The organism is Pseudomonas sp. TE6283, from assembly GCF_054060555.1.
Window position 1 is genome coordinate 48,206 of sequence record NZ_JBSSDH010000019.1, and the last position, 19,335, is coordinate 67,540.

The window sequence follows — 19,335 nt, forward strand, 5'->3', positions numbered from 1 at the left end:
CGCCGGTCTGTCAACCTACGTTCAGCTGCCACCTTCCTGTTTGACAGCAGGGAGTGGTCGCCTAACCCAGGAGTAGATCATGTTAAAAATTGTCCCCGACCCACCCACCCTCCTTGAAGACACCCTGGTCCAGACCACCGAACACGTGCTCTGCGCCCTGGCCGTCACCCAACAATCCGTCGCGCTCATCTCCCGGTCCCCCGGCTCAATGCTGGTACTGGCTGCGCTGCATGAGATGGAGGCGGTACGCACGCTGCTGGATTCGGCGCTGGCGCAGTTACAGAAGACCGCGCAGGCGCCGACCCTGCACTGAGTGTGAGTTGCCTGGCGGCCCTCATCGCGGGGCAAGCCCGCTCCCACGTCTTGAGTCCATGGTCAATCAACGCTGAGTTCACAGCGTGGGAGCGGGCTTGCCCCGCGATAAGGCCGACCCAGGTGAAGGCCTTTCAAGGAGATCCCCATGACGCCAGAAGACCCCCATACCACCGCCGGCAAGACCCGTTTCTACCAAGGTGAAAACAACACCCAGCCCCTGTTCTGCATCGAGCCCGGCATTCCCTGCCAGCACGCCCGCGAACAGTCCTCGGAGCTGATGGACTGCGTGCGCCACCTGACCTTGGTCGGGGTGATGGAGAGCGACCCACGCATGGTCTGGGCCGCCCACTATCTCAGTGCCTTGGCCAAGGCGTTGATGGACGATGCCGAATTGGGCATGGCGCATCAAGCCTCACTCGGCTTGTAATCGCCGGGGCTGCTTTGCAGCCCTTTCCGGCCGGTCCGACGCCTCGGCAAGGCCGCTCCTATAGGGAAACGCGATCCTCTGTAGAAGCGGCCTTGTGCCGCGAAAGGGGCGCTAAGCGCCCCCGTGTTTGGGGCAGCCTCCCCAATGCTCTCAGCTTGTTTCTCCAATACTCTGATTCAAAACAATTTTATTGATGGCATAGCGCTTGCTTCCACCCTCCACAGAACCCTTGAGCCCCGTGGAGGTGCAGCATGGTCATCCCGCTCGAAGGCGCTGCCCTGTGCACGCCCATCCCCGCCAGCGGAGCGCAGCCATGAACCGCAAGCTGCGCCCAGCCTACCTGGGCCTGCTGCTGGGCACCGCGCTGATCGGCCTCGGCGTGGCCTACGAAAAGCTCTGGTGCGACCCCCGCGAACTGCTGCAGGAGGTCGCCGATCCCCAGGCCCTGCACACCCTCAGCCGCGACGGCGTGACCGTGGAGTTCGAGGCGCGCCCCTTAAGCGGCGGCGAACTGCGCGAGGGCGACTTTGCCAATATCCGTTTCAAGGTCAGCGACCAGAGCAGTGGCCAGCCGCTGTCGGGCATGGCTCCCGGCGCCTGGCTCGACCCCGCGCAGTCGGCACCGGTGGGCGACCGCGACAGCAGCTGCAAGGCGCGGGTGGCGCTGTTCCTCAAGAGCAGCATCGGCGCGCGTCCTTTGCTCGATCTGAACAGCTACTTCCTGCTGGTGCTGAACAAGGACGCCAGCCTTACCGTGATCGACCCGACCGTGTCGGTAGGCGGGGTCACCAGCACCCTGGCGCGCATCGACCTGCCGGGACGGCCCATGGACTGGGTGGCCACGGGCGATGACAAGCAGGTGTTCGTGTCCATGCCCGAACGCAACCAGGTGGCGCTGATCGATACCGAGACCTTCACCCGCGTGGCCACCCTGGAGGCCGGCGAGCAGCCGCTGCGGGTGGCGCTGCAACCCGACCAGCGCCTGCTGTGGGTGGGCAACAATAGCCAAGACCCGGCCAAGGGCGGGGTGACGGTGATCGACGTGCCCAGCCGGCGCATGCTCAAGTCGTTCGTCACCGGTTCTGGCCACCACGAGATCGCCTTTAGCGCCGATTCGCGCTTCGCCTTCGTCAGCAATCGCGACGTCGGCACCCTGAGTGTCATCGACACCGCGCAGATGCGCCTGGTGAAGACGCTTGAGGTCGGCCCGCAGCCGCTATCGGTGGCCTACTCGCCCTTGTCACAGGCGGTGTACGTGGTCGACGGCCAGGAGGGCACCGTGCGGGTGATCGATGCGCGCAGCCATAGCCTGCGCCACACGGTCAAGGCCGAGCAGGGCCTGGGGCCGATGCGCTTCAGCCACGATGGCCGCTACGGCGTGGTGCTCAACACCCTGGAGAACCAGGCGCTGGTGATCGACGCCAGCACCGACCAGCTGATCCACCGCATCCCGGTGGCCGCCGAGCCCTACCAGCTGACCTTTACCAAGGCCTACGCCTACGTGCGCGGCCTGGCCTCGCCGAAGGTGAGCATGATCAACCTGGCAAGCCTGGGGCAGGGGCGCACGCCGATCGTCCAGGGCTTCGAGGCCGGCCCGGCGGCGCCGCGCCAGGCCGGTGACCTGCCGCTGGCCCAGGGCGTGAGCATCTCCCGCGACGACAACTCGGTGTTCGTGGTCAACCCGGTGGACAACACCACCTACTTCTACGCCGAGGGCATGAACGCGCCGATGTCGGGCTACAACAATCGCGGCCACCAGGCCCGCGCCGCGTTGGTCATCGACCGTAGCCTGCGCGAGGTGGCCCCGGGGGTATATGGCTCGACGGTCAAGCTGCCGGCGGCCGGCACCTTCGACGTGGCGTTCCTGCTCAACCAGCCGCAGATCATCCACTGCTTCAGCACCGAGGTCGCGGCGCTGCCGCAGTCGAGCCTGCGCAAGCGTGCCCATGCCGAATTCATCGGCACCGCCCGGCCGTTGCGCCAGCACGCGCCCTACATGGCCCAGGTGCGGATCCTCGGTGAGGACGGCAAGCCGCGCCAGGGGCTTGAAGACCTGAGCCTGCGCTACTTCCTGGCGCCTTCGTCGCTGCCGCGCAATGTAGCGCTGGTCGAGGTGGGCGAGGGGCTCTATCAGGCGCCGCTGGAACTGGCCACGGCTGGCGCCTGGTACCTGCATGTGCAGTCGCCCACCCTCGGGCGCAGCTTCGCCGAAGACAACTACACCAGCCTGCGCGTCCTGCCGGCCGCAACGGCACCAACCGCTTCCCAAGGGGAACCCAGGAGTGTGCGATGAACCGTCTGCAGGGTGGAAAACTGTTCGGCTTGAGCCTGCTGCTGGCCAGCAACCTGGCCTTGGCGCATGCCGGCCACGACCATGGCGGCCAGCCCGAAGCCCCACCGGCCGCCCACCAGGAAAAGGCCAGCGTGCGCTTCGCCGACGTGGCGCTGCTGGATCAGGACGGCATGCCGATACGCCTGGAGAAGGACCTGGTGGGGGATCACCTGGTGGTCATGGGCTTCATCTACACCAGTTGCACCACGGTGTGCCCGGTGGTCTCGTCGATCATGAGCAAGGTCCAGCAGCAGCTGGGCGGGCGGGTGGGCGAGGAGATCCGCCTGGTGTCGATCAGCGTCGATCCGCAGCGCGATGATTCGAAACGCCTGGCCGGGTATGCCCGGGCGTTCCAGCACGGGCCGGGGTGGAGCTGGCTGACAGGCTCGCCCTATGCCATCAGCGAGACGCTCAAGGGGTTGGGCAGCTTCAGCGCCAACCTCAGCGAACACCCGCCGCTGATCCTGGTCGGTGACGGTCGCAGCGGGCACTGGACGCGTTATTACGGCTTCACCGACCCCAACGTGCTGATCGGCGAGATCAACCGCCTGAGCGCACGCCGGGTGCACGCCAAGAGCACAGCCATTGCCGGCCAGGAGGCACAGCCATGAGCGCGCAGACTTCTCGCCATGCCGGCATGCGCAGCCTCGACTGGCTGGTGCTCGGTGGCTGCCTGTGGATCCTCGCCTCGGTCGCGTTCGCCCACGAAGGCCACGCGCCGGCACCGCAACCCGCGCCCCAGGCCATGGTCAGCGGTGGTGGCACCCGCGATGCGCAGGCCTGGTTCACCGACACCCTGCTCAAGGACCAGGACGGCCGCGAGCTGCGCTTCTACAGCGATGTGCTCAAGGACAAGGTGGTGATGCTCAACGTGATCTTCACCCACTGCAACGACGCCTGCCCGCTGATCACCCGCAAGTTGCGCGAGGTGCGCGAGGCCATGGGGCCCGAGCTTGCGGCGCAGGTGACCTTCGTCTCGGTGAGCAGCGATCCGTTGAACGACACGCCCGAGGTGCTCAAGGCGTTTGCCCGCAAGCAAGAGGTGGACGGGCCGAACTGGCTGTTTCTGACCGGCGACAAGGCCAGCGTCGACCTGGTGCTCGGGCGCCTGGGGCAGTTCCTGCCCAGCCCCGAGCAGCATTCGACGCAGTTGATCGCCGGCGACGTGGCAGGCAAGCGCTGGAGCAAGATCCGTCCGGACGCGCCACCGGCGGCGATTGCCCAGCGCATGCAACTGCTGGCCCAGCCGCTGGCGGGGCGGTGAGCGCATGAACAGGCGCACCGCCGCTCCCACGTTGATCCTGCTCGTGATGGGGTGGTGCCTGTGCGGGGCGGTGCAACTGAGCGAACAGGAACTCGCCGGCAAACGCCTCTACCGCGAAGGCGTCTCCAGCAGCGACGCCCAGTTGCTGGCCCGGGTGGGGCCGGGGGACATGAGCGTGCCGGCCAGCGTGCTGCCGTGCGCCAGTTGCCACGGCAACGACGGGCGCGGCCGCAGTGAGGGCGGGGTACGCCCGCCGAGCCTGGACTGGCAGCGCCTGGCCCTCGGCACGGGCGATCGCGAGGCCAACAACCGACGCTACCCGGCCTATACCGAAGCCAGCCTGGCGCGGGTCGTGCGCAGTGGGGTCGATCCTGCCGGCAATCGGCTGGACCCGGCCATGCCGCGCTTCGAGCTGAGCCTGGCCGACCAGCGCAACCTGGTGGCCTACCTCAAGCGCTTGGGCGAGGACCGCGACCCGGGCGTGGAGGAGAGCACCTTGCGCCTGGGTACCTTGCTCCCCGAACAGGGCCCGCTGGCCGAGACCGGACGGACGGTGAGGGCGGTGCTGGAGGATGGCGTCGAACAGCTGAACCAGGCGGGGGGCATCCATGGCCGCCGGTTGCAGCTGATTGCGCTGGACCCGGGACCGGATTCGGCCAGTACCGCGCAGGCGCTGGACCAGTTGATCCAGCGTGAGCGGGTTTTCGCCCTGATTGCGCCCGTGGCACCGCAGCTCGACAGTCGCCAGCTGGAACAGGCGGGCCTGCCGCTGATCGGCGCCACGCCGCGCAGTGGCGGCAGCGCTCAGGTATTCGACCCTTTGCCGGGCGTGCCCGAGCAATTGCTCAGCGTGGCCCTGCATGCCCGCGACAGCCTTGGCCTGGCCGCCGATGCCGTGCAGCTGGTCTATGCCGGCGAAGACCAGGTCGAGGTGGCGCAGGTCGTACAGCAGCGTTTGCGCCAGTTGGGCTTTACCGGTGTATCCGCACAAGCGTTCACGGGCCAGGCGCTGGCGGGCGAGGGCATCGTCTTCCTGGGGCGTGCCCAGGCGTTTGCCGAGCTGGCCGCCAGTCTGCAGGCCGGCGGACGCAAACCCTACCTGCTTGCCGCGTCGAGCCAGGTGGCCGGTGCCGTGCCGGGGCTGGCACCGGCCTGGTCGCGGCGGGTGCTGCTGGCCTATCCGTTCGTGCCCGGCGACTGGACCGCCCGTGGCCGGGCGACCCTGGCCGGCGTGCAGCAGCGCCAGGGGCTGGAGCCACGTCAGGCGTCATTGCAGGTCAGCACGCTGTGCGCCTGGCAGGTGCTGGTCGAAGCGCTGAAACAGGTGGGGCGCGACGCCAGCCGCGAACAACTGCTCGGCGCCCTGGAACGGCTGCATGACGTCGACACCGGCCTGACACCGCTGCTGGGCTTCGGCCCCGGACGTCGCCAGGGCATGGCCGGCGCCCATGTGGTGGCGGTGAGCCTGCCGGGGCCGAGCTTTGCCGAGGTGGCGCCGTATCGTCCGGTACCGGACATACCATGACCCTTTCAGGAGTGGATCACCATGCGCGTACTGATTGCCTGCCTGCTGTCATTGCTTGCCCTGGCAAGTCACGCCGACACGCCGGTGGCGCGGGTCAATGGCGTGGATATCGGCGTGCTGCGCCTGGAGCACTACTTCAGCGAATACCTCCAGGCCCAGGGGCGGGCGGTGGCGAGCATCCGCAACCCCAACCTGTACCAGCGTCTGCGCGAGCAGGCCCTGGATGAGCTGATCGACAAGGAGCTGCTGTGGCAGGAGGCCCAGCGCCAGGGTATCGAGGTCAGTGACGCGCAGGTGACGGCGCGGGTCGGCGAGGTGGAGGCGGCCTTCGGCAGCCCCGCGGTGTTCGAGCGGCGGCTGGAGGAGGCGGGCTTCGATCGGCGCAGCTTCGCTGACTACACTCGACAGGAGATGGCCGCCCAGCAGGTCTACGCCCGCTTGACGGCGGTGGCGTCGCCCAGCGAAGCCGAGGTGGCGGCCTTCCATCAGGCCAATGGGCAAAGACTGCAAGGGATGCAGAACCAAAGTGATAATACTTCTGTCTCATCTGAACACGGCCTGCGCCTGGCCAGGGATGCGCTTGTCGCGCAATTGCAGGCCCAGGCGCGGCAAGCAGTGCGCCAACGTTTGCGTGATTCCGCTACAGTGGAGCGCGCCGACTGAAGGGACGCCAAGGCGTGTCCCCATTGTTGGGGAATGCCCCAAAGGCAAAGTGCCATCAACTTCCCCGGTTGTGGGGGAAGGTCTGCCGGCACGACCTGAAATGGATTGAAAGCTACAACGATATCAATGACTTGAAAGCGGTGCGCAATGACTTTTCATGCCTGGCACGAAGCCTGCTCAAGCCTCTACAAGGCCGCACTTCGCAGACCGGGGAACCGGGCAGTTCATGGGAGTGGACCTTGGTGAACAGAGTATTGGTAGTCGATGACGAACAGACCCTTGCGCAGAACCTGCAAGCGTATCTGCAGGCGCAAGGTCTGGAGGTCCATCTCGCCCACGACGGTACCACGGGTATCGAACTGGCCGAGAACCTGGCACCGGACGTGATCGTGCTGGATTACCGCTTGCCCGACATGGAGGGGTTTCAGGTCCTGGAGACCGTGCGCAGGAACAGGTCGTGTCATTTCGTGCTGATCACCGCCCACCCGACCGCCGAGGTCCGTGAGCGCGCCGCCGAGCTGGGTGTGACCCATGTCCTGTTCAAGCCGTTCCCGCTGATGGAACTGGCCCGCGCCGTCTTCGACCTGATGGGCATCGAGCGCCAGCGCAGGAGCACCGACCAGCCGGCCGCGGGGTTCGTCGAACGACGCCAGAACAGGAACGAATCGTTCCCCTTGCAGTTGTACGATGGCAGCTGGGTGCTGGCCGACCGCCGACGCAACGGCGCCGAGCCAGGCGAGCCTGACGACGGACAACTGCTCACCGGGGAATAGCGGCGCCCAAGGTCCCCCAGCCTGCGGCGCCGCCCCTGAGCGGAGTCGCAGGCCATGTCCCAGGCATTCGATACAGATCCACTGGACCCATCGCGGGGCTACCCCCGCGACCTCTTGACCCAGGCCCGCCAGCAAGCCGGCGAAGAGCGCCTGCTGGCCTGCCTGGAGCGCCTCGCCGGTGACACGCCCGCCACCTTCACCCAGCGCCTGGCCATCACCCTGCATTACCCGGTGCTCGCCACCCAGACCTTGTTCGCCTGCGCCCCGGCCTTCGACCTGGTCAGCCTGGCGCAATGCCTGAAGCGTGAATTCGCCCTCGTCGAGCACGATGGCGAGCGCGTCGGCGTGTTCGCCGACCCCTTCGACAGCGCCCGCCTGGCCTGGATCGACGACTGCCTGCAGGGCGCCCCGCTGTACCTGGTCCATGCCGCCGACCTGGCCGCATTCCTGGCCCGCCACGAAGAGAGCTTCCACGCCGTCGACGCCCTCGGCCACGACTCGGAGGCCGGCGGCGAGGCCGACCCGCTGCAGCGCCTGTCGCTGACCAGCATCAGCGAAGACCAGAGCCGGGTGGTCAAGCTGGTCAACTCGACCCTGTACGACGCCCTCAAGCTGCACGCCAGCGACATCCACTTAGGCATGACCGGCCAGGGCCTGACCATCAAGTACCGCATCGACGGCGTGCTAAACGGTGCCGGCAAGGCCAGCGGCAGCGCCTTCGCCGAGCAGGTGATCTCGCGGATCAAGGTCATGGCCGAACTGGACATCGGCGAGAAGCGCGTGCCACAGGACGGGCGCTTCAAGGTGGCCATCGGCGAGCGGCAGATCGATTTTCGCGTCTCGATCATGCCAAGCATCTTCGGCGAGGACGCGGTGCTGCGGGTGCTGGACAAGCAGGACCTGTCCGACCAGGTCAGTGGCGTGCAGCTGCAGGCGCTGGGTTTCGAGGAACACACCCTGCGCGCCCTGCGCCGGCTGGCCAGCGAGCCCTACGGCATGATCCTGGTCACCGGGCCCACCGGCAGCGGCAAGACCACCACGCTGTACGCCATGCTCAGCGAGATCAACCACGGCGTCGACAAGATCATCACCATCGAGGACCCGGTCGAGTACCAGCTGCCCGGCGTGCTGCAGATCCCGGTCAACGAGAAGAAGGGCCTGACCTTCGCCCGCGGCCTGCGTTCGATCCTGCGCCACGACCCGGACAAGATCCTGGTCGGCGAGATCCGCGACCCGGACACCGCGCAGATCGCCGTGCAGTCGGCGCTCACCGGGCACCTGGTGTTCACCACCATCCACGCCAACAACGTGTTCGATGTGATCGGCCGTTTCAGCCAGATGCAGGTCGACCCCTACAGCTTTGTCTCGGCGCTCAACGCCGTGCTGGCCCAGCGTCTGGTGCGCCTGGCCTGTGTGCATTGCGCGGCGCCCTGCGAGCCCGACGACGAACTGCTGGCCGCCTCGGGCCTGGCCCGTGACGCGGTGGCCGGCTGGCGCTTCGTGCGCGCCCAGGGTTGCGGCCAGTGCCGTGGCAGTGGCTACCGCGGGCGCAACGCCATCGCCGAGCTGCTGCACCTGGACGACGACCTGCGGCAGATGATCGTCGAACGCCGCCCGCTCGCGCAGATCAAGCAGCTGGCCTGCCAACGTGGCCTGCGCCTGCTGCGTGCCTCGGCCCTGGACCTGGTCCGCGACGGCCGCACCACACTCGAGGAGGTCAACCGTGTCACATTTATCGCCTGATCGGTACTGCGCCGTGCTCGGCGCCGAGGGTGTCGGCCTGGGTCGCTGGCACGGTGATCAACACCAGTGGCTGGGCAGCCGTGCCTTCAGTTGCGACGCCACCCAACCCGCCTGGGCCCCGGCCCTGGAGGCCCTGGCCGGCCTGCTCGGCGAGCACCCCTCACGCGGTGCGCAACTGCGGGTGCTGCTCTCGGCCCGCTACAGCCGCTTCTGCCTGGTGCCCTGGAGCGACGCCATCGGCACCCCGGACGAGCTGGACACCTACGCCCGGGCCTGCTTCGAACACCTCTACGGCCAGGCCCTGGACGACTGGCGCATCGTGCTGTCGCCGGAGCCGGCGGGTGCCGCGCGCATCGCCACCGCGCTGCCCGAGGCGCTACTTCAGGACCTGCAGGCCCTGGGCCGGGAAAGCCGCCTGAGCCTGCGCTCGGTGCAGCCTTACCTGATGGCCGCCTACAACCGCTGCTCGGCGCAGTTGGCCCGGGGCGACTTCCTCTTCGTGCTCGCCGAGCCGCGCCGCAGCGTGCTGCTGCTGGCCGCCGGCGGTGCCTGGCAACAGGTGCTGGCCCAGGGCTGTGCCGACAGCGACCAGGCCCTGCAGGCGCTGATCGAGCGCACGTGCGAGCTGTACGGCGAGCAGCCGCCGCGGGTGTACCTGCATGCGCCGGGGCGCACGGCGGCCTCGCAGCTGGCGGCGGTGCAGCTGTGCGCGCCGAGCGCCGAGGCCGACCCGTTGTGCGCCATGTGGCGGGCGGTGGCCTGAGATGCGCCGCCTCGACCTGGAATTCCAGCCCCGTCACAGCAGCCCTCTGGCCTGGTCGCTATTGGCCCTGGGGGGGGCCGTGCTGGCGGTGCTGGTGCTGGCCCAGCAGCAACTGGTGAGCGAGCAGGTGGACCTGGAAGGCCGCGTGCATCAGCTCGAACTCAAGCTCGGCCGGCGCCCGGCGACCGCCGCCGCGCAGAGCAGCGCGGTGATCCGCGAGCAGGCCGAGCGCCTGGCACAGATGCGCAGCGTCTCGCAGCAGCTTCAGCGGCCCTGGCAGCAGCTGTTCGCCATGCTCGAGGCGATGCCGCAGGAAGACGTGGCGTTGCTCAGCCTCACCCCCGACGCGCGCAAGGGCCAGGTTCGCATCAGCGCCGAGGCGCGCAACCTAGAGGCGATGCTGCAGTACCACCAGCGCCTGGAACGCAGCGGCGAGCTCTCCGACGTGTCGCTGCTCAACCATGAGGTGCTGGCCGGGCAGGCCGAGCATCCGGTGCGTTTCAACCTCACCGCCACCTGGGAGACCGGCCATGCGCGTCCCTAGCCTGATCGTCCATGAAGCGCTGCGGCGCCTGGGCCGGGCAGGGCTGGCCGCACTGCTGGTCGGCGCCCTGGCGCTGGCCGTCGCCCTTGTCGGGGTGCTGCCGCAGTGGCAGGCAGTGCGCGAGCTGCGCGCCAGCGAGGCCGACGCCAGCGCCCAGGTGCAGCGTCTGGCGCGTGGCGAGCTGAAGGTCCAGGCCCGGCCAGAGCAACAGGCGCTGGACGAACTGCGCCAGCAGCTGCCCGGCCAGCCCCAGGCCAGCGAACTGATCGAGCGCCTGTACCACCTGGCCAGCGCCGAGCGCATCAGCCTGTCCCGCGGTGAATACGCCCTGGGGGTGGACCCCAAGACCCAGCTGGCGCGCTATCAGATCGTCCTGCCGGTACGCGGCAGCTACCCGCAGATCCGCGGCTTCCTCAAGGCGCTGATCGGCCAATTGCCGACCCTGGTGCTGGAAGACCTGGAGCTGCAACGCAAGCGGATCGGTGACCGGGAACTGACCGGTCGTGTGCGCATGACCCTTTACCTGTCGAGGTCGTGATGAACACTCAGCGTGCGGTGATGTGGGTCGGGTTCCTGGGGCTGAGCGCCGCGCTGGCGTGGGCGCCGGGGCACTGGTTCGGCCTGGAGGAAGAGGAGGCCGGCCCGATCGTGGGGCAAGCCCGCTCCCTCGCAGCTTCCACCAACGTGGAAGCAGGCTTGCCCCGCGATGAGGCGGTAAGGCCATCACGCGACCTGTTCCCCAGCCAGCAATGGACCCCACCCCAGGCCCTGGCCACCGTCACCGAACAACCCGTGCTCACCGCCCCGGTGACCGTCGCGCCCACTGCCCCGACGCTGCCGTTTCGCTTCATCGGCCGCATGGGCGAGCGCGACGACCTGCAGATCTTCCTGCAGAGCGGCGACAAGCTCTACGTCGTGCGCCAGGGCGATGTGATCGATGACACCTACCGTCTGGACCACGTCTCGGCCACCGAGCTGGGCCTGGTCTACCTGCCACTGCACCAGCCACAGACCCTGTCTGTCGGGAGCGCACCATGAAATCGTCGAAGTTGTGCAAGCCTGCGCCGTTCATGCTCCTGGCCCTGTGCGTGGCCATCGGCGGATGCGGCTCGAGCGCCGCGCGCAAGGACAGCCAGGAACTGATCAAGGAAGGCCAGTACGAGGCGGGGATCGCCCGCCTGGAGGAGGCCCTGCGCGAGGACCCGCGCGACACCGAACTGAACATCGCCCTGGCCCATGGCCGCCAGGCGGCGGTGGAGGCGCTGCTGACCCAGGCCGACAGCGACCGCGCGCGCCACGACTTCGCCGGCGCGCGCATGGGCTACGGCCGGGTGCTGACCATAGAGACCAACAACCGCCGCGCCCAGGAAGGCATCCGCCAGCTGGAGTTGATCCGCACCCTCGACGATCGCGTCGCCCTCGGCCAGGCGGCGTTGCGCCAGGGCGACCTGTTCGGCGCCGAACGCTACATGCGCGAGGTGCTGCGCCTGGATCCGCAGAACCAGAAGGGCCAGACCCTGCGCAGCGATATCGAGAACGTCCAGGCGCGTACCGCCACGCCGTACCCGCAGCTGCGCAGCAAGCTGGAGCGCCCGGTGACCCTGGAGTTTCGCGATGCCGACCTGAAGACCATCTTCGAGGTGCTGGCCCAGGTCGCCGGGATCAACTTCATCTTCGACAAGGACCTGCGCCCGGACATGAAGGCCACCATCTTCGTGCGCGAGGTGCGCATCGAGGACGCCGTGGCCCTGTTGCTGGAACAGAACCAGTTGCGCCAGAAGATCGTCAACGACAACACCCTGCTGGTCTACCCGGACTCACCGCAGAAGACCAAGGACTACCAGGAACTGGTCATGCGCACCTTCTACCTGACCAGCATCGACGCCAACACTGCGCTGAACATGGTCAAGACCATGCTCAAGACCCGTGATGTGTTCGTCGACGAGCGCCTCAACACCCTGACCATGCGCGACACCCCCGACGCCGTGCGCATGGCCGAGAAGCTGCTGCAGTCCCAGGACCAGTCCAACCCCGAGGTGGTGCTGGAGGTGGAGGTGATGGAGGTGGCCACCTCGCGCATCCTCGACCTTGGCCTGCAATGGCCCAACACCTTCGGCGTGCTGACCAGCGATGGCAAGTCGGTGAGCGTGCTCGACCAGCTGCGCGGCATCGACTCCAGCCGCATCAGCATCTCGCCGGCGCCACAGGCCAAGATCAATGCCCAGGACAAGGACATCAACACCCTGGCCAGCCCGGTGATCCGGGTCAGCAACCGCGAGCAGGCGCGCATCCACATCGGCCAGCGGGTGCCGATCATCAGCGCCACCTCGGTGCCCTCGACCCAAGGCCCGGTGATCACCGAAAGCGTCACCTACCTGGACGTCGGCCTCAAGCTCGAAGTACAGCCCACCGTGCACCTGAACAACGAGGTGGCGATCAAGGTGGCCCTGGAAGTGAGCAACGCCACACCCCTGGAAGCGACCCGCCAGGGCACCATTCCGGTCCAGGTCGACACCCGCAACGCCCAGACCAGCCTGCGCCTGCACGACGGCGAGACCCAGGTGCTGGCCGGGCTGGTGCGCAACGACCACAACGCCAGCGGCAACAAGATCCCGGGGCTGGGTGACATTCCCGGCCTGGGTCGGCTGTTCGGCAGCAACAAGGACGACATGAGCAAGTCCGAACTGGTGCTGGCGATCACCCCGCGTATCGTGCGCAACCTGCCGTACCAGAGCCCGTCGGACATGGAGTTCGCCACCGGAACCGAGTCGGCCCTGCAGGTGCGCCAGCTGGCCCAGCCGGTGCCGGCCAGCGCCGTGCCCACCGAGGCCCCGGACGACGAGTCGCAGGGGGCGCCACGGGTGGAAGGGCAGATGGCGGTAGTGCCGGCCAGCCCGAGGCCACGGCCATGACACCCCGCCAGCAGGGCTTCAGCCTGATCGAGGTGGTGCTGACCCTGGCGCTGCTCGGGCTGCTCGCCAGCATGGCCGCGCCACTGACCGAAACCGTGGTGCGACGGGGCAAGGAGCAGCAGCTGCGCGAGGCCCTGTACCAGATCCGCGACGCCATCGATGCCTACAAGCGCGCCTTCGACGCCGGCTACATCGAGAAGCGCCTGAACGCCAGTGGCTATCCGCCGAACTTGCAGGTGCTGGTAGATGGCGTGCGCGATGTGCGCAGCGCCAAGGGCGCGAAGTTCTACTTCCTGCGGCGCATCCCCCACGATCCGCTGCGCGCGGTCAAGGCCGACGACCAGGGCGACTGGGGCCTGCGCGCCTATGACAGCGCTGCCGACAATCCGCGCGAGGGCGAGGACGTGTTCGACGTCTATTCCAAGGCCGCCGGCAAAGGCCTCAACAACGTTCCCTACGGGCAATGGTGACGGCGATGAAACCGAGCAAAGGCTTCACCCTCATCGAACTGCTGGTGGTGATGGCAATTATCGCCACCTTGATGACCATCGCCATGCCGCGCTACTTCAACAGCCTGGAGGCCTCCCGCGAGGCCACCCTGCGCCAGAGCCTGGCGGTGCTGCGCGAGGCCCTGGACCACTACTACGGCGACACCGGGCACTACCCCGATTCCCTCGACCAATTGGTTGAGCAGCGCTACCTGCGTAACACCCCGGTCGACCCGATCACCGAGCGCCGCGATGCCTGGCAACTGCTGCCACCGCCCGAGGGCGTGGCCGGCGGGGTGGCCGACATCAAGAGTGGAGCAAGCGGGAGGGCGCGTGATGGCAGCCTCTATGCCGAATGGTGAAACCGGCTTCACCTACCTGGGCGTGCTGCTGCTGATCGCCGTCAGCAGCGTGGCCCTGGCGGCCACCGGCACCCTGTGGGCCACCAGCGTGCAGCGCGAGCGTGAGCGCCAGCTGCTGTGGGTGGGCGGTCAGTATGCCCAGGCCTTGCGCAGCTACTATCGCGCCTCGCCGGGCTTGGCCCAGTACCCACAGGACCTGGGTGAACTGGTGGAGGACAACCGTTTCCCGGCGCCGCAGCGTCACTTGCGCAGGCTCTATCCAGACCCGATCGGCGGTGAAGAATGGGGCCTGCTGCGCGCGGTCGATGGTCGCATCACCGGGGTGTACAGCCGCTCCGAGGCCACGCCGCTCAAACGCAGCGGCTTTGATGCCCAGTGGAACGGTTTCGAGGGGCTGGAGCACTACAGCGACTGGCAGTTCGTCGCCGAGCAGGCTTTTGCCGAAAGCGCCGGCGGCGCCCGCCAGCACGCAGCCCCGGGAGAAGCGCCATGAAACGCCTGGCCGCGCTGCTGTGCCTGTGCCTGGTCCTGCTGCAGGGCCAGGCCCGGGCGGGCGCCGAGGACGAGATGATGGGTTTTATCGTCGACAACACCATCTCGCACATCGGCCACGACTTCTATCACGCCTTCAGCGACCGGTTGCGCGCCACCAGCCGGCTCGACTTCAACCTGGTGGTGCGCGAACGCCCGGATGCCCGCTGGGGCAGCCTGGTGACGGTGGAGTACGAGCGCGAGGTGCTGTACCGGCGTTTCCTGCCGCCCAACACCACGCAACTCAACGACGAGGCCATCGCGGCCGCCGACCTGGTCAGGCAGCAGATCGTCCAGCGCAAGCTGCAACGACTGCTGCAGGACACAACTGATCTTGAGAGGGACGAGCTATGAGCACCCACCTTGCACGACGCATCGCCGCCTTCCTGCTGGCCGCCGGCCTCGGTGGCCAGGCCTTGGCCACCGAGCTGGTGTACACCCCGGTCAATCCGTCCTTCGGCGGCAATCCGATCAATGGCACCTGGCTGTTGAACAACGCCCAGGCGCAGAACGACTACGACGATCCCGACCTCAAGGACCGCACTTCGGCGTTCGCCGGCACCTCGGCCCTGGAACGCTTCAGCAACCAGCTCGAGTCGCGCCTGCTCGGGCAATTGCTGGACAACATCAGCAACGGCAACACCGGCAGCATGTCCACCGACGCTTTCCTGATCGACGTCATCGACGACTCGGGGGCGCTGAGCATCAAGGTCACCGACCGGGCCACCGGGGAAGTCTCGATCATCGAGGTCAGCGGCCTGAACCCCTGAGAGGGGCGGGTCTTTACTGGGGAGAGAACGCCATGAAACGCCTGCTGAGCACATTGCTGGTCCTCGTCGCCCTGGGTAGCCTGCCAGGTTGCGGCCTGCGCGAGCCGATGCCCGCCGAACAGGACCCCGAGACCCCGACGCTGACGCCGCGGGCCTCGACCTATTATGACCTGGTCAACATGCCCCGGCCCCGCGGTCGGCTGATGGCGGTGGTGTACGGTTTCCGCGACCAGACCGGGCAGTACAAGCCGACCCCGGCCAGTTCGTTCTCCACCAGCGTCACCCAGGGGGCGGCGAGCATGCTGATGGACGCGCTCAACGCCAGCGGCTGGTTCGTGGTGCTGGAGCGCGAGGGCCTGCAGAACCTGCTGACCGAACGCAAGATCATCCGCGCCTCGCAGAAGAAACCCGATGTGGCGGAAAACATCCAGGGCGAGCTGCCGCCGTTGCAGGCGGCCAACCTGATGCTCGAGGGCGGCATCATCGCCTACGACACCAATGTGCGCAGCGGCGGCGAGGGGGCCCGCTACCTGGGCATCGGCCTGTCCCGCGAGTACCGGGTCGACCAGGTCACGGTCAACCTGCGGGCGGTGGACGTGCGCACCGGCCAGGTGCTGGCCAACGTGATGACCAGCAAGACCATCTACTCGGTCGGGCAGAACGCCGGGGTGTTCAAGTTCATCGAGTTCAAGAAGCTGCTCGAGGCCGAGGTGGGCTACACCACCAACGAGCCGGCGCAGCTGTGTGTGCTGTCGGCGATCGAGGCGGCGGTGGGGCATTTGCTGGCGCAGGGGATTGAACGGCGGTTGTGGCAGGTGGCGGGGGACCCAGCGGATGGTAAGGCGACGGTGGACAAGTACCTGAGCCAGAATCAGCAGCCCTGATTGCCCCGCGAAGAGTCCGATACAGGCGACACCCTGTACATTCAATAATGCTGTATCGCTAACGTCACGACGATGACCTGATAGAACTGCCAGTAGCCGTCACTTTTTTCCTGTGAACAAATAGCATCAACGCCCGTTGCCACCTCTGCGTGCGCGGGCTGAGAGGTTAACTCGGAAAAGGTGCTCGGTAATGCTGGCTCGGAAACGCCTGTTATTTTTAATCATTGGTGGTTTGGTCGGTTGCGGACCATACACGTCCTCTGTTCAGCCTGACCGTCCGGTTGCACAGACCCAGATACTCATAAGTGAGACCGACAAGCCACAGCAATTGATCGAATTGAACAAGCGCGGCGAGCAGGCAATCGCGCAGCTAAAGGTTTGGTATAACTCCACCACCGAAGACTGTGGAGGGCCAGACAAGCCGAGTTACCTGTGCAGCGGTATCGAAATGCGCGCTACAGGGACCGATCCGGACGTTTTTTCTTGGGACCCGAGCCCGAAGCACACGGACAAAGGTGCTATTGCGTTTTCCTGGGTACGCCGCGACTCCAACTTCGCCAGCCCGGCTGAGCGGTACAATGGTTTCTTGTTTCCGCCACTTCAGGCCATACCGGAAGGCAAGATCAGGGATCTACAAGTACTGTGTACTTTCCCGACTGACGGGGGTACTGACAACCGTGAGACGGCGCAGGGATGTGGCCCACAGCGAAACTTTGAAAGCACGACTGATGCCTGCCAGAAAATAGGTGTGAACAGTGCGGAACAGTGGCTGGAAAAGTACAGCGCGGATGACATCAGGCGAGCAAGGTTCTGCGGATGGGACCTGCGTGAAGAACCTGCAGGTATGAGAGCTCAGTGGTTTGAGATGCCCATAAAAGTCAGAGCGGGTTTGAGTGCCAGTGCATGGGCGAGCTACAACGAGATTTTGCTGCCCGTCTGGAAAGTCGGCGTGGGCGCAGACTTGCCTTTATATGCATTTTTCTATGTAGAGGGTCAAACGCGAGCGGGCTTGCTGGCGCAATTTGACCAGGTCCGTTATCACGCAGCTTATGGCCAGGCGGTTCCTGTCATCCGAATCAAGTTTCCCACGGCAAAGGACCAGGTCATGCAGTTTACCTACGATGAGGGAGACCAGGCGGTGGGACGGCCCATCGTCACCTCCAACGTTGATTTTGAATCCGAGCAGACCGGTGAGCGAAAGGAATTCAAAGTTGATGGATCGACATTCATATTGCATGGCACGGGCGAAGTCAGCGACGATTCGCACGGGGGTGGTGGAAGCAAGATAAGCGGAAAGCATCTGAAGTTCGAAGGTTCAACCGATATTTTACTGCCTGGCAACGGGCGTCGCCGCGTAAGTTACGACTGGGGCTGCAGTGATATATGCACAAGAGATCTCTCGCTTACCGAGAACCACAGGCTGCTGAATGACCGTGAAGGTATGCATTATGGATCGGATGAGCTTACGGTCGACGGCCCTGAAATCCTGCACCTTTACATGGTTGAAGACGTCGAGAACCCGAAAATGGTCATAGACAACCTGAAAGTCACGCACGCGCAAGAGCGATAACATCCTTTCTGTTGGTCGCATCGTGGGAAAGACCGCGAAGCAACCGGTGCGGCTAACAGAAGTGCAAGCCGCCAATGATGCTGGAAGACGGCATCACTGCCTACGACACCAACGTGCGCAGCGGCGGGGAGGGGGCTCGTTACCTGGGGATCGATATCTCTCGCGAGTACCGGGTGGACCAGGTGACCGTAAACCTGCGAATGGGGGACGTGCGCACCGGCCAGGTGCTGGTCAACGTGATGACCAGCAAGACCATCTACTCGGTCGGGCAGAACGCCGGGGGTGTTCAAGTTCATCGAGTTCAATAAGCTGCTCGAGGCCGAGGTGGGCTACACCACCAACGAGCCGGCGCAGTTGTGCGTGCTGTCGGCCATCGAAGCCGCGGTGGGCCACCTGCTGGCCCAGGGGATCGAGCGGCGGTTGTGGCCGGTGGCGGGGGATGGGGCGGGGGACAAGGCGGTCCCAGCGATCAGCTGGACACCCGCGGCGGATTGACCGGCGCGTCGCCCTGGGCCAGGGTCCAGCGGGCGATGTCGTCCTTGCGCATGAAGGCCACCCCGGCATGGCTGCGGGCATAGGCGAAGAACTGGTCCAGCGCCCGCACCACGGTGGGTGTGCCGCCGATGCGGTCATGGGCCGACAGCGACATCAGCCGGCGGCGCTGGCGGCCTTCGGCGTACAGCACGTCGAACTCGTCCTTGAGCTCCTGCAGCAGGGCGGCGCCGGTCATCGCCGTGGATCCGGCGATGCGGCCGATGTCATTGTTGCGCAGGGTGTAGGGCACCACGGCGAACGGCTTGCCGCGCACCGGGGTGACCGAGGGTTCGTCACGGGCCAGGTCGTCGATGTGGTAGAGGAAGCCCAGGTCCTGGAGGATATTCAGGGTCTCGCGGGAGTGGCGCATCCAGAACGCGTTGAAGCCCAGCGGACGTTGCCCGGTGACGCGCTCGATGATGGCGTTGGCCTGCTCGTACTGGCGGCGCTCCTCTGCAGGCGTCAGGCTGTACTGGGGCGCCCAGTGCAGGCCGTGCCCGGCGGCCTCGTGACCGCGCCGGACCACCTCGGCCGCCAGCTCCGGGTAGGTTTCAACAGCCTTGCCGACCATGTGCGAGGTGACCTTGATGCCGTGCCGGTCGAACAGCGCGAGCAGGCGCGGCACGCCTTCCAGCGGGCCGTAGCGGTACCAGCTGGGGGCTATGGTGTCGGGGTAGCGTGGGTCCAGTTGCGGGAAAGGGCTTTCGGCATGCGCCGGCTGCCCACCTGATTCGAACTGCAACGACACCGAGATCACCAGTTGCGCGCCGTTGGGCCAGAACGCCCGGCCACCACCGCTAGCTGGCGTCGTCCCGCGGGCGCTGCCTGGCTCGCTTGCCAGTGCCGCGCCCGCCGCCACGGCGATGCCGCTGGCGAGGGTGCCTTTCACGAAGTCTCTTCTGCTGGTCATCGGTTCGCTCCTGAGTGCGTGGGTT

22 protein-coding genes and 1 pseudogene are annotated in these 19,335 nt (G+C 66.5%); 22 read left to right on the forward strand and 1 reads right to left on the reverse strand.

From position 1 onward, the window contains the following. Positions 1-79 precede the first annotated feature (79 nt). The 22 genes and pseudogenes from ACVWZ5_RS21245 to ACVWZ5_RS21350 all read left to right on the forward strand — a co-directional run. A complete protein-coding gene (locus ACVWZ5_RS21245) occupies positions 80-313 on the forward strand; it encodes a hypothetical protein (RefSeq protein ID WP_062574156.1) in 234 nt (77 codons plus the stop codon). A gap of 147 nt (positions 314-460) precedes the next feature. Then, complete coding sequence (locus ACVWZ5_RS21250) at positions 461-742, forward strand: DUF3077 domain-containing protein (protein WP_280071035.1); 282 nt, start codon at positions 461-463, stop codon at positions 740-742. 313 nt (positions 743-1,055) lie between these two features. Continuing rightward, entirely contained in the window at positions 1,056-3,035 is a 1,980-nt protein-coding gene (locus tag ACVWZ5_RS21255) for a cytochrome D1 domain-containing protein (RefSeq protein ID WP_457340829.1), read from the forward strand. Further along, complete coding sequence (locus tag ACVWZ5_RS21260) at positions 3,032-3,685, forward strand: SCO family protein (protein ID WP_062574153.1); 654 nt, start codon at positions 3,032-3,034, stop codon at positions 3,683-3,685. Before ACVWZ5_RS21255 ends, ACVWZ5_RS21260 begins: the two co-directional genes overlap by 4 nt. After that, entirely contained in the window at positions 3,682-4,338 is a 657-nt protein-coding gene (locus ACVWZ5_RS21265; RefSeq protein WP_457340830.1) for an SCO family protein, read from the forward strand. Before ACVWZ5_RS21260 ends, ACVWZ5_RS21265 begins: the two co-directional genes overlap by 4 nt. 46 nt (positions 4,339-4,384) lie before the next feature. Next, positions 4,385-5,863 carry a cytochrome c/ABC transporter substrate-binding protein gene (locus tag ACVWZ5_RS21270; RefSeq protein ID WP_238341022.1) on the forward strand — a complete coding sequence of 493 codons (1,479 nt, stop codon included), beginning with the start codon at positions 4,385-4,387 and terminating at the stop codon, positions 5,861-5,863. A 21-nt stretch (positions 5,864-5,884) separates the two neighbouring features. Beyond that, a complete protein-coding gene (locus tag ACVWZ5_RS21275; protein ID WP_028688947.1) occupies positions 5,885-6,526 on the forward strand; it encodes a SurA N-terminal domain-containing protein in 642 nt (213 codons plus the stop codon). Between the two features lie 239 nt (positions 6,527-6,765). Further along, the gene (locus ACVWZ5_RS21280; protein ID WP_062575729.1) at positions 6,766-7,299 is read left to right on the forward strand and encodes a response regulator; all 534 of its coding nucleotides are present in this window, start codon (positions 6,766-6,768) and stop codon (positions 7,297-7,299) included. Between the two features lie 54 nt (positions 7,300-7,353). Then, entirely contained in the window at positions 7,354-9,042 is a 1,689-nt protein-coding gene (locus tag ACVWZ5_RS21285; protein ID WP_062574150.1) for a GspE/PulE family protein, read from the forward strand. Further along, positions 9,023-9,805: a hypothetical protein gene (locus tag ACVWZ5_RS21290; protein WP_457340831.1), complete on the forward strand. Its 783-nt coding sequence runs from the start codon at positions 9,023-9,025 to the stop codon at positions 9,803-9,805. The genes ACVWZ5_RS21285 and ACVWZ5_RS21290 overlap by 20 nt, the downstream gene beginning before the upstream one ends. A 1-nt stretch (position 9,806) precedes the next feature. Next, positions 9,807-10,349, forward strand: a complete 543-nt coding sequence (locus ACVWZ5_RS21295; protein WP_096050072.1) for a PilN domain-containing protein — start codon at positions 9,807-9,809, stop codon at positions 10,347-10,349. Further along, a complete protein-coding gene (pilO, locus tag ACVWZ5_RS21300; RefSeq protein WP_062574148.1) occupies positions 10,336-10,887 on the forward strand; it encodes a type 4a pilus biogenesis protein PilO in 552 nt (183 codons plus the stop codon). Before ACVWZ5_RS21295 ends, pilO begins: the two co-directional genes overlap by 14 nt. After that, entirely contained in the window at positions 10,887-11,387 is a 501-nt protein-coding gene (locus ACVWZ5_RS21305) for a hypothetical protein (protein ID WP_062574147.1), read from the forward strand. Before pilO ends, ACVWZ5_RS21305 begins: the two co-directional genes overlap by 1 nt. Continuing rightward, positions 11,384-13,261 carry a secretin N-terminal domain-containing protein gene (locus tag ACVWZ5_RS21310; RefSeq protein WP_084942661.1) on the forward strand — a complete coding sequence of 626 codons (1,878 nt, stop codon included), beginning with the start codon at positions 11,384-11,386 and terminating at the stop codon, positions 13,259-13,261. Before ACVWZ5_RS21305 ends, ACVWZ5_RS21310 begins: the two co-directional genes overlap by 4 nt. Continuing rightward, the gene (locus ACVWZ5_RS21315; protein WP_028688939.1) at positions 13,258-13,731 is read left to right on the forward strand and encodes a type II secretion system protein; all 474 of its coding nucleotides are present in this window, start codon (positions 13,258-13,260) and stop codon (positions 13,729-13,731) included. Before ACVWZ5_RS21310 ends, ACVWZ5_RS21315 begins: the two co-directional genes overlap by 4 nt. Before the next feature lie 5 nt (positions 13,732-13,736). Then, positions 13,737-14,111, forward strand: coding sequence for a type II secretion system protein (locus ACVWZ5_RS21320; protein WP_084942667.1), 375 nt, complete (start codon positions 13,737-13,739; stop codon positions 14,109-14,111). After that, the gene (locus ACVWZ5_RS21325; protein WP_062574144.1) at positions 14,086-14,604 is read left to right on the forward strand and encodes a type II secretion system protein; all 519 of its coding nucleotides are present in this window, start codon (positions 14,086-14,088) and stop codon (positions 14,602-14,604) included. Before ACVWZ5_RS21320 ends, ACVWZ5_RS21325 begins: the two co-directional genes overlap by 26 nt. Then, positions 14,601-14,996, forward strand: coding sequence for a curli production assembly/transport protein CsgE (gene csgE / locus ACVWZ5_RS21330; RefSeq protein WP_062574143.1), 396 nt, complete (start codon positions 14,601-14,603; stop codon positions 14,994-14,996). Before ACVWZ5_RS21325 ends, csgE begins: the two co-directional genes overlap by 4 nt. Next, the gene (locus tag ACVWZ5_RS21335; protein ID WP_280071527.1) at positions 14,993-15,412 is read left to right on the forward strand and encodes a curli assembly protein CsgF; all 420 of its coding nucleotides are present in this window, start codon (positions 14,993-14,995) and stop codon (positions 15,410-15,412) included. The genes csgE and ACVWZ5_RS21335 overlap by 4 nt, the downstream gene beginning before the upstream one ends. A gap of 32 nt (positions 15,413-15,444) precedes the next feature. Next, positions 15,445-16,296: a CsgG/HfaB family protein gene (locus tag ACVWZ5_RS21340; RefSeq protein WP_062574142.1), complete on the forward strand. Its 852-nt coding sequence runs from the start codon at positions 15,445-15,447 to the stop codon at positions 16,294-16,296. A 190-nt stretch (positions 16,297-16,486) separates the two neighbouring features. After that, the gene (locus tag ACVWZ5_RS21345) at positions 16,487-17,866 is read left to right on the forward strand and encodes a hypothetical protein (protein WP_186599780.1); all 1,380 of its coding nucleotides are present in this window, start codon (positions 16,487-16,489) and stop codon (positions 17,864-17,866) included. Continuing rightward, positions 17,865-18,361, forward strand: a pseudogene (locus tag ACVWZ5_RS21350) (CsgG/HfaB family protein); the annotation flags it as partial. The gene ACVWZ5_RS21345 and the pseudogene ACVWZ5_RS21350, both read left to right, overlap by 2 nt. On the opposite strand, the gene ACVWZ5_RS21355 reads toward ACVWZ5_RS21350, so the two are convergent. After that, positions 18,336-19,310, reverse strand: a complete 975-nt coding sequence (locus ACVWZ5_RS21355) for a polysaccharide deacetylase family protein (protein ID WP_062574140.1) — start codon at positions 19,308-19,310, stop codon at positions 18,336-18,338. The pseudogene ACVWZ5_RS21350 and the gene ACVWZ5_RS21355 sit on opposite strands and share 26 nt — an antisense overlap. Between the last annotated feature and the right edge of the window lie 25 nt (positions 19,311-19,335).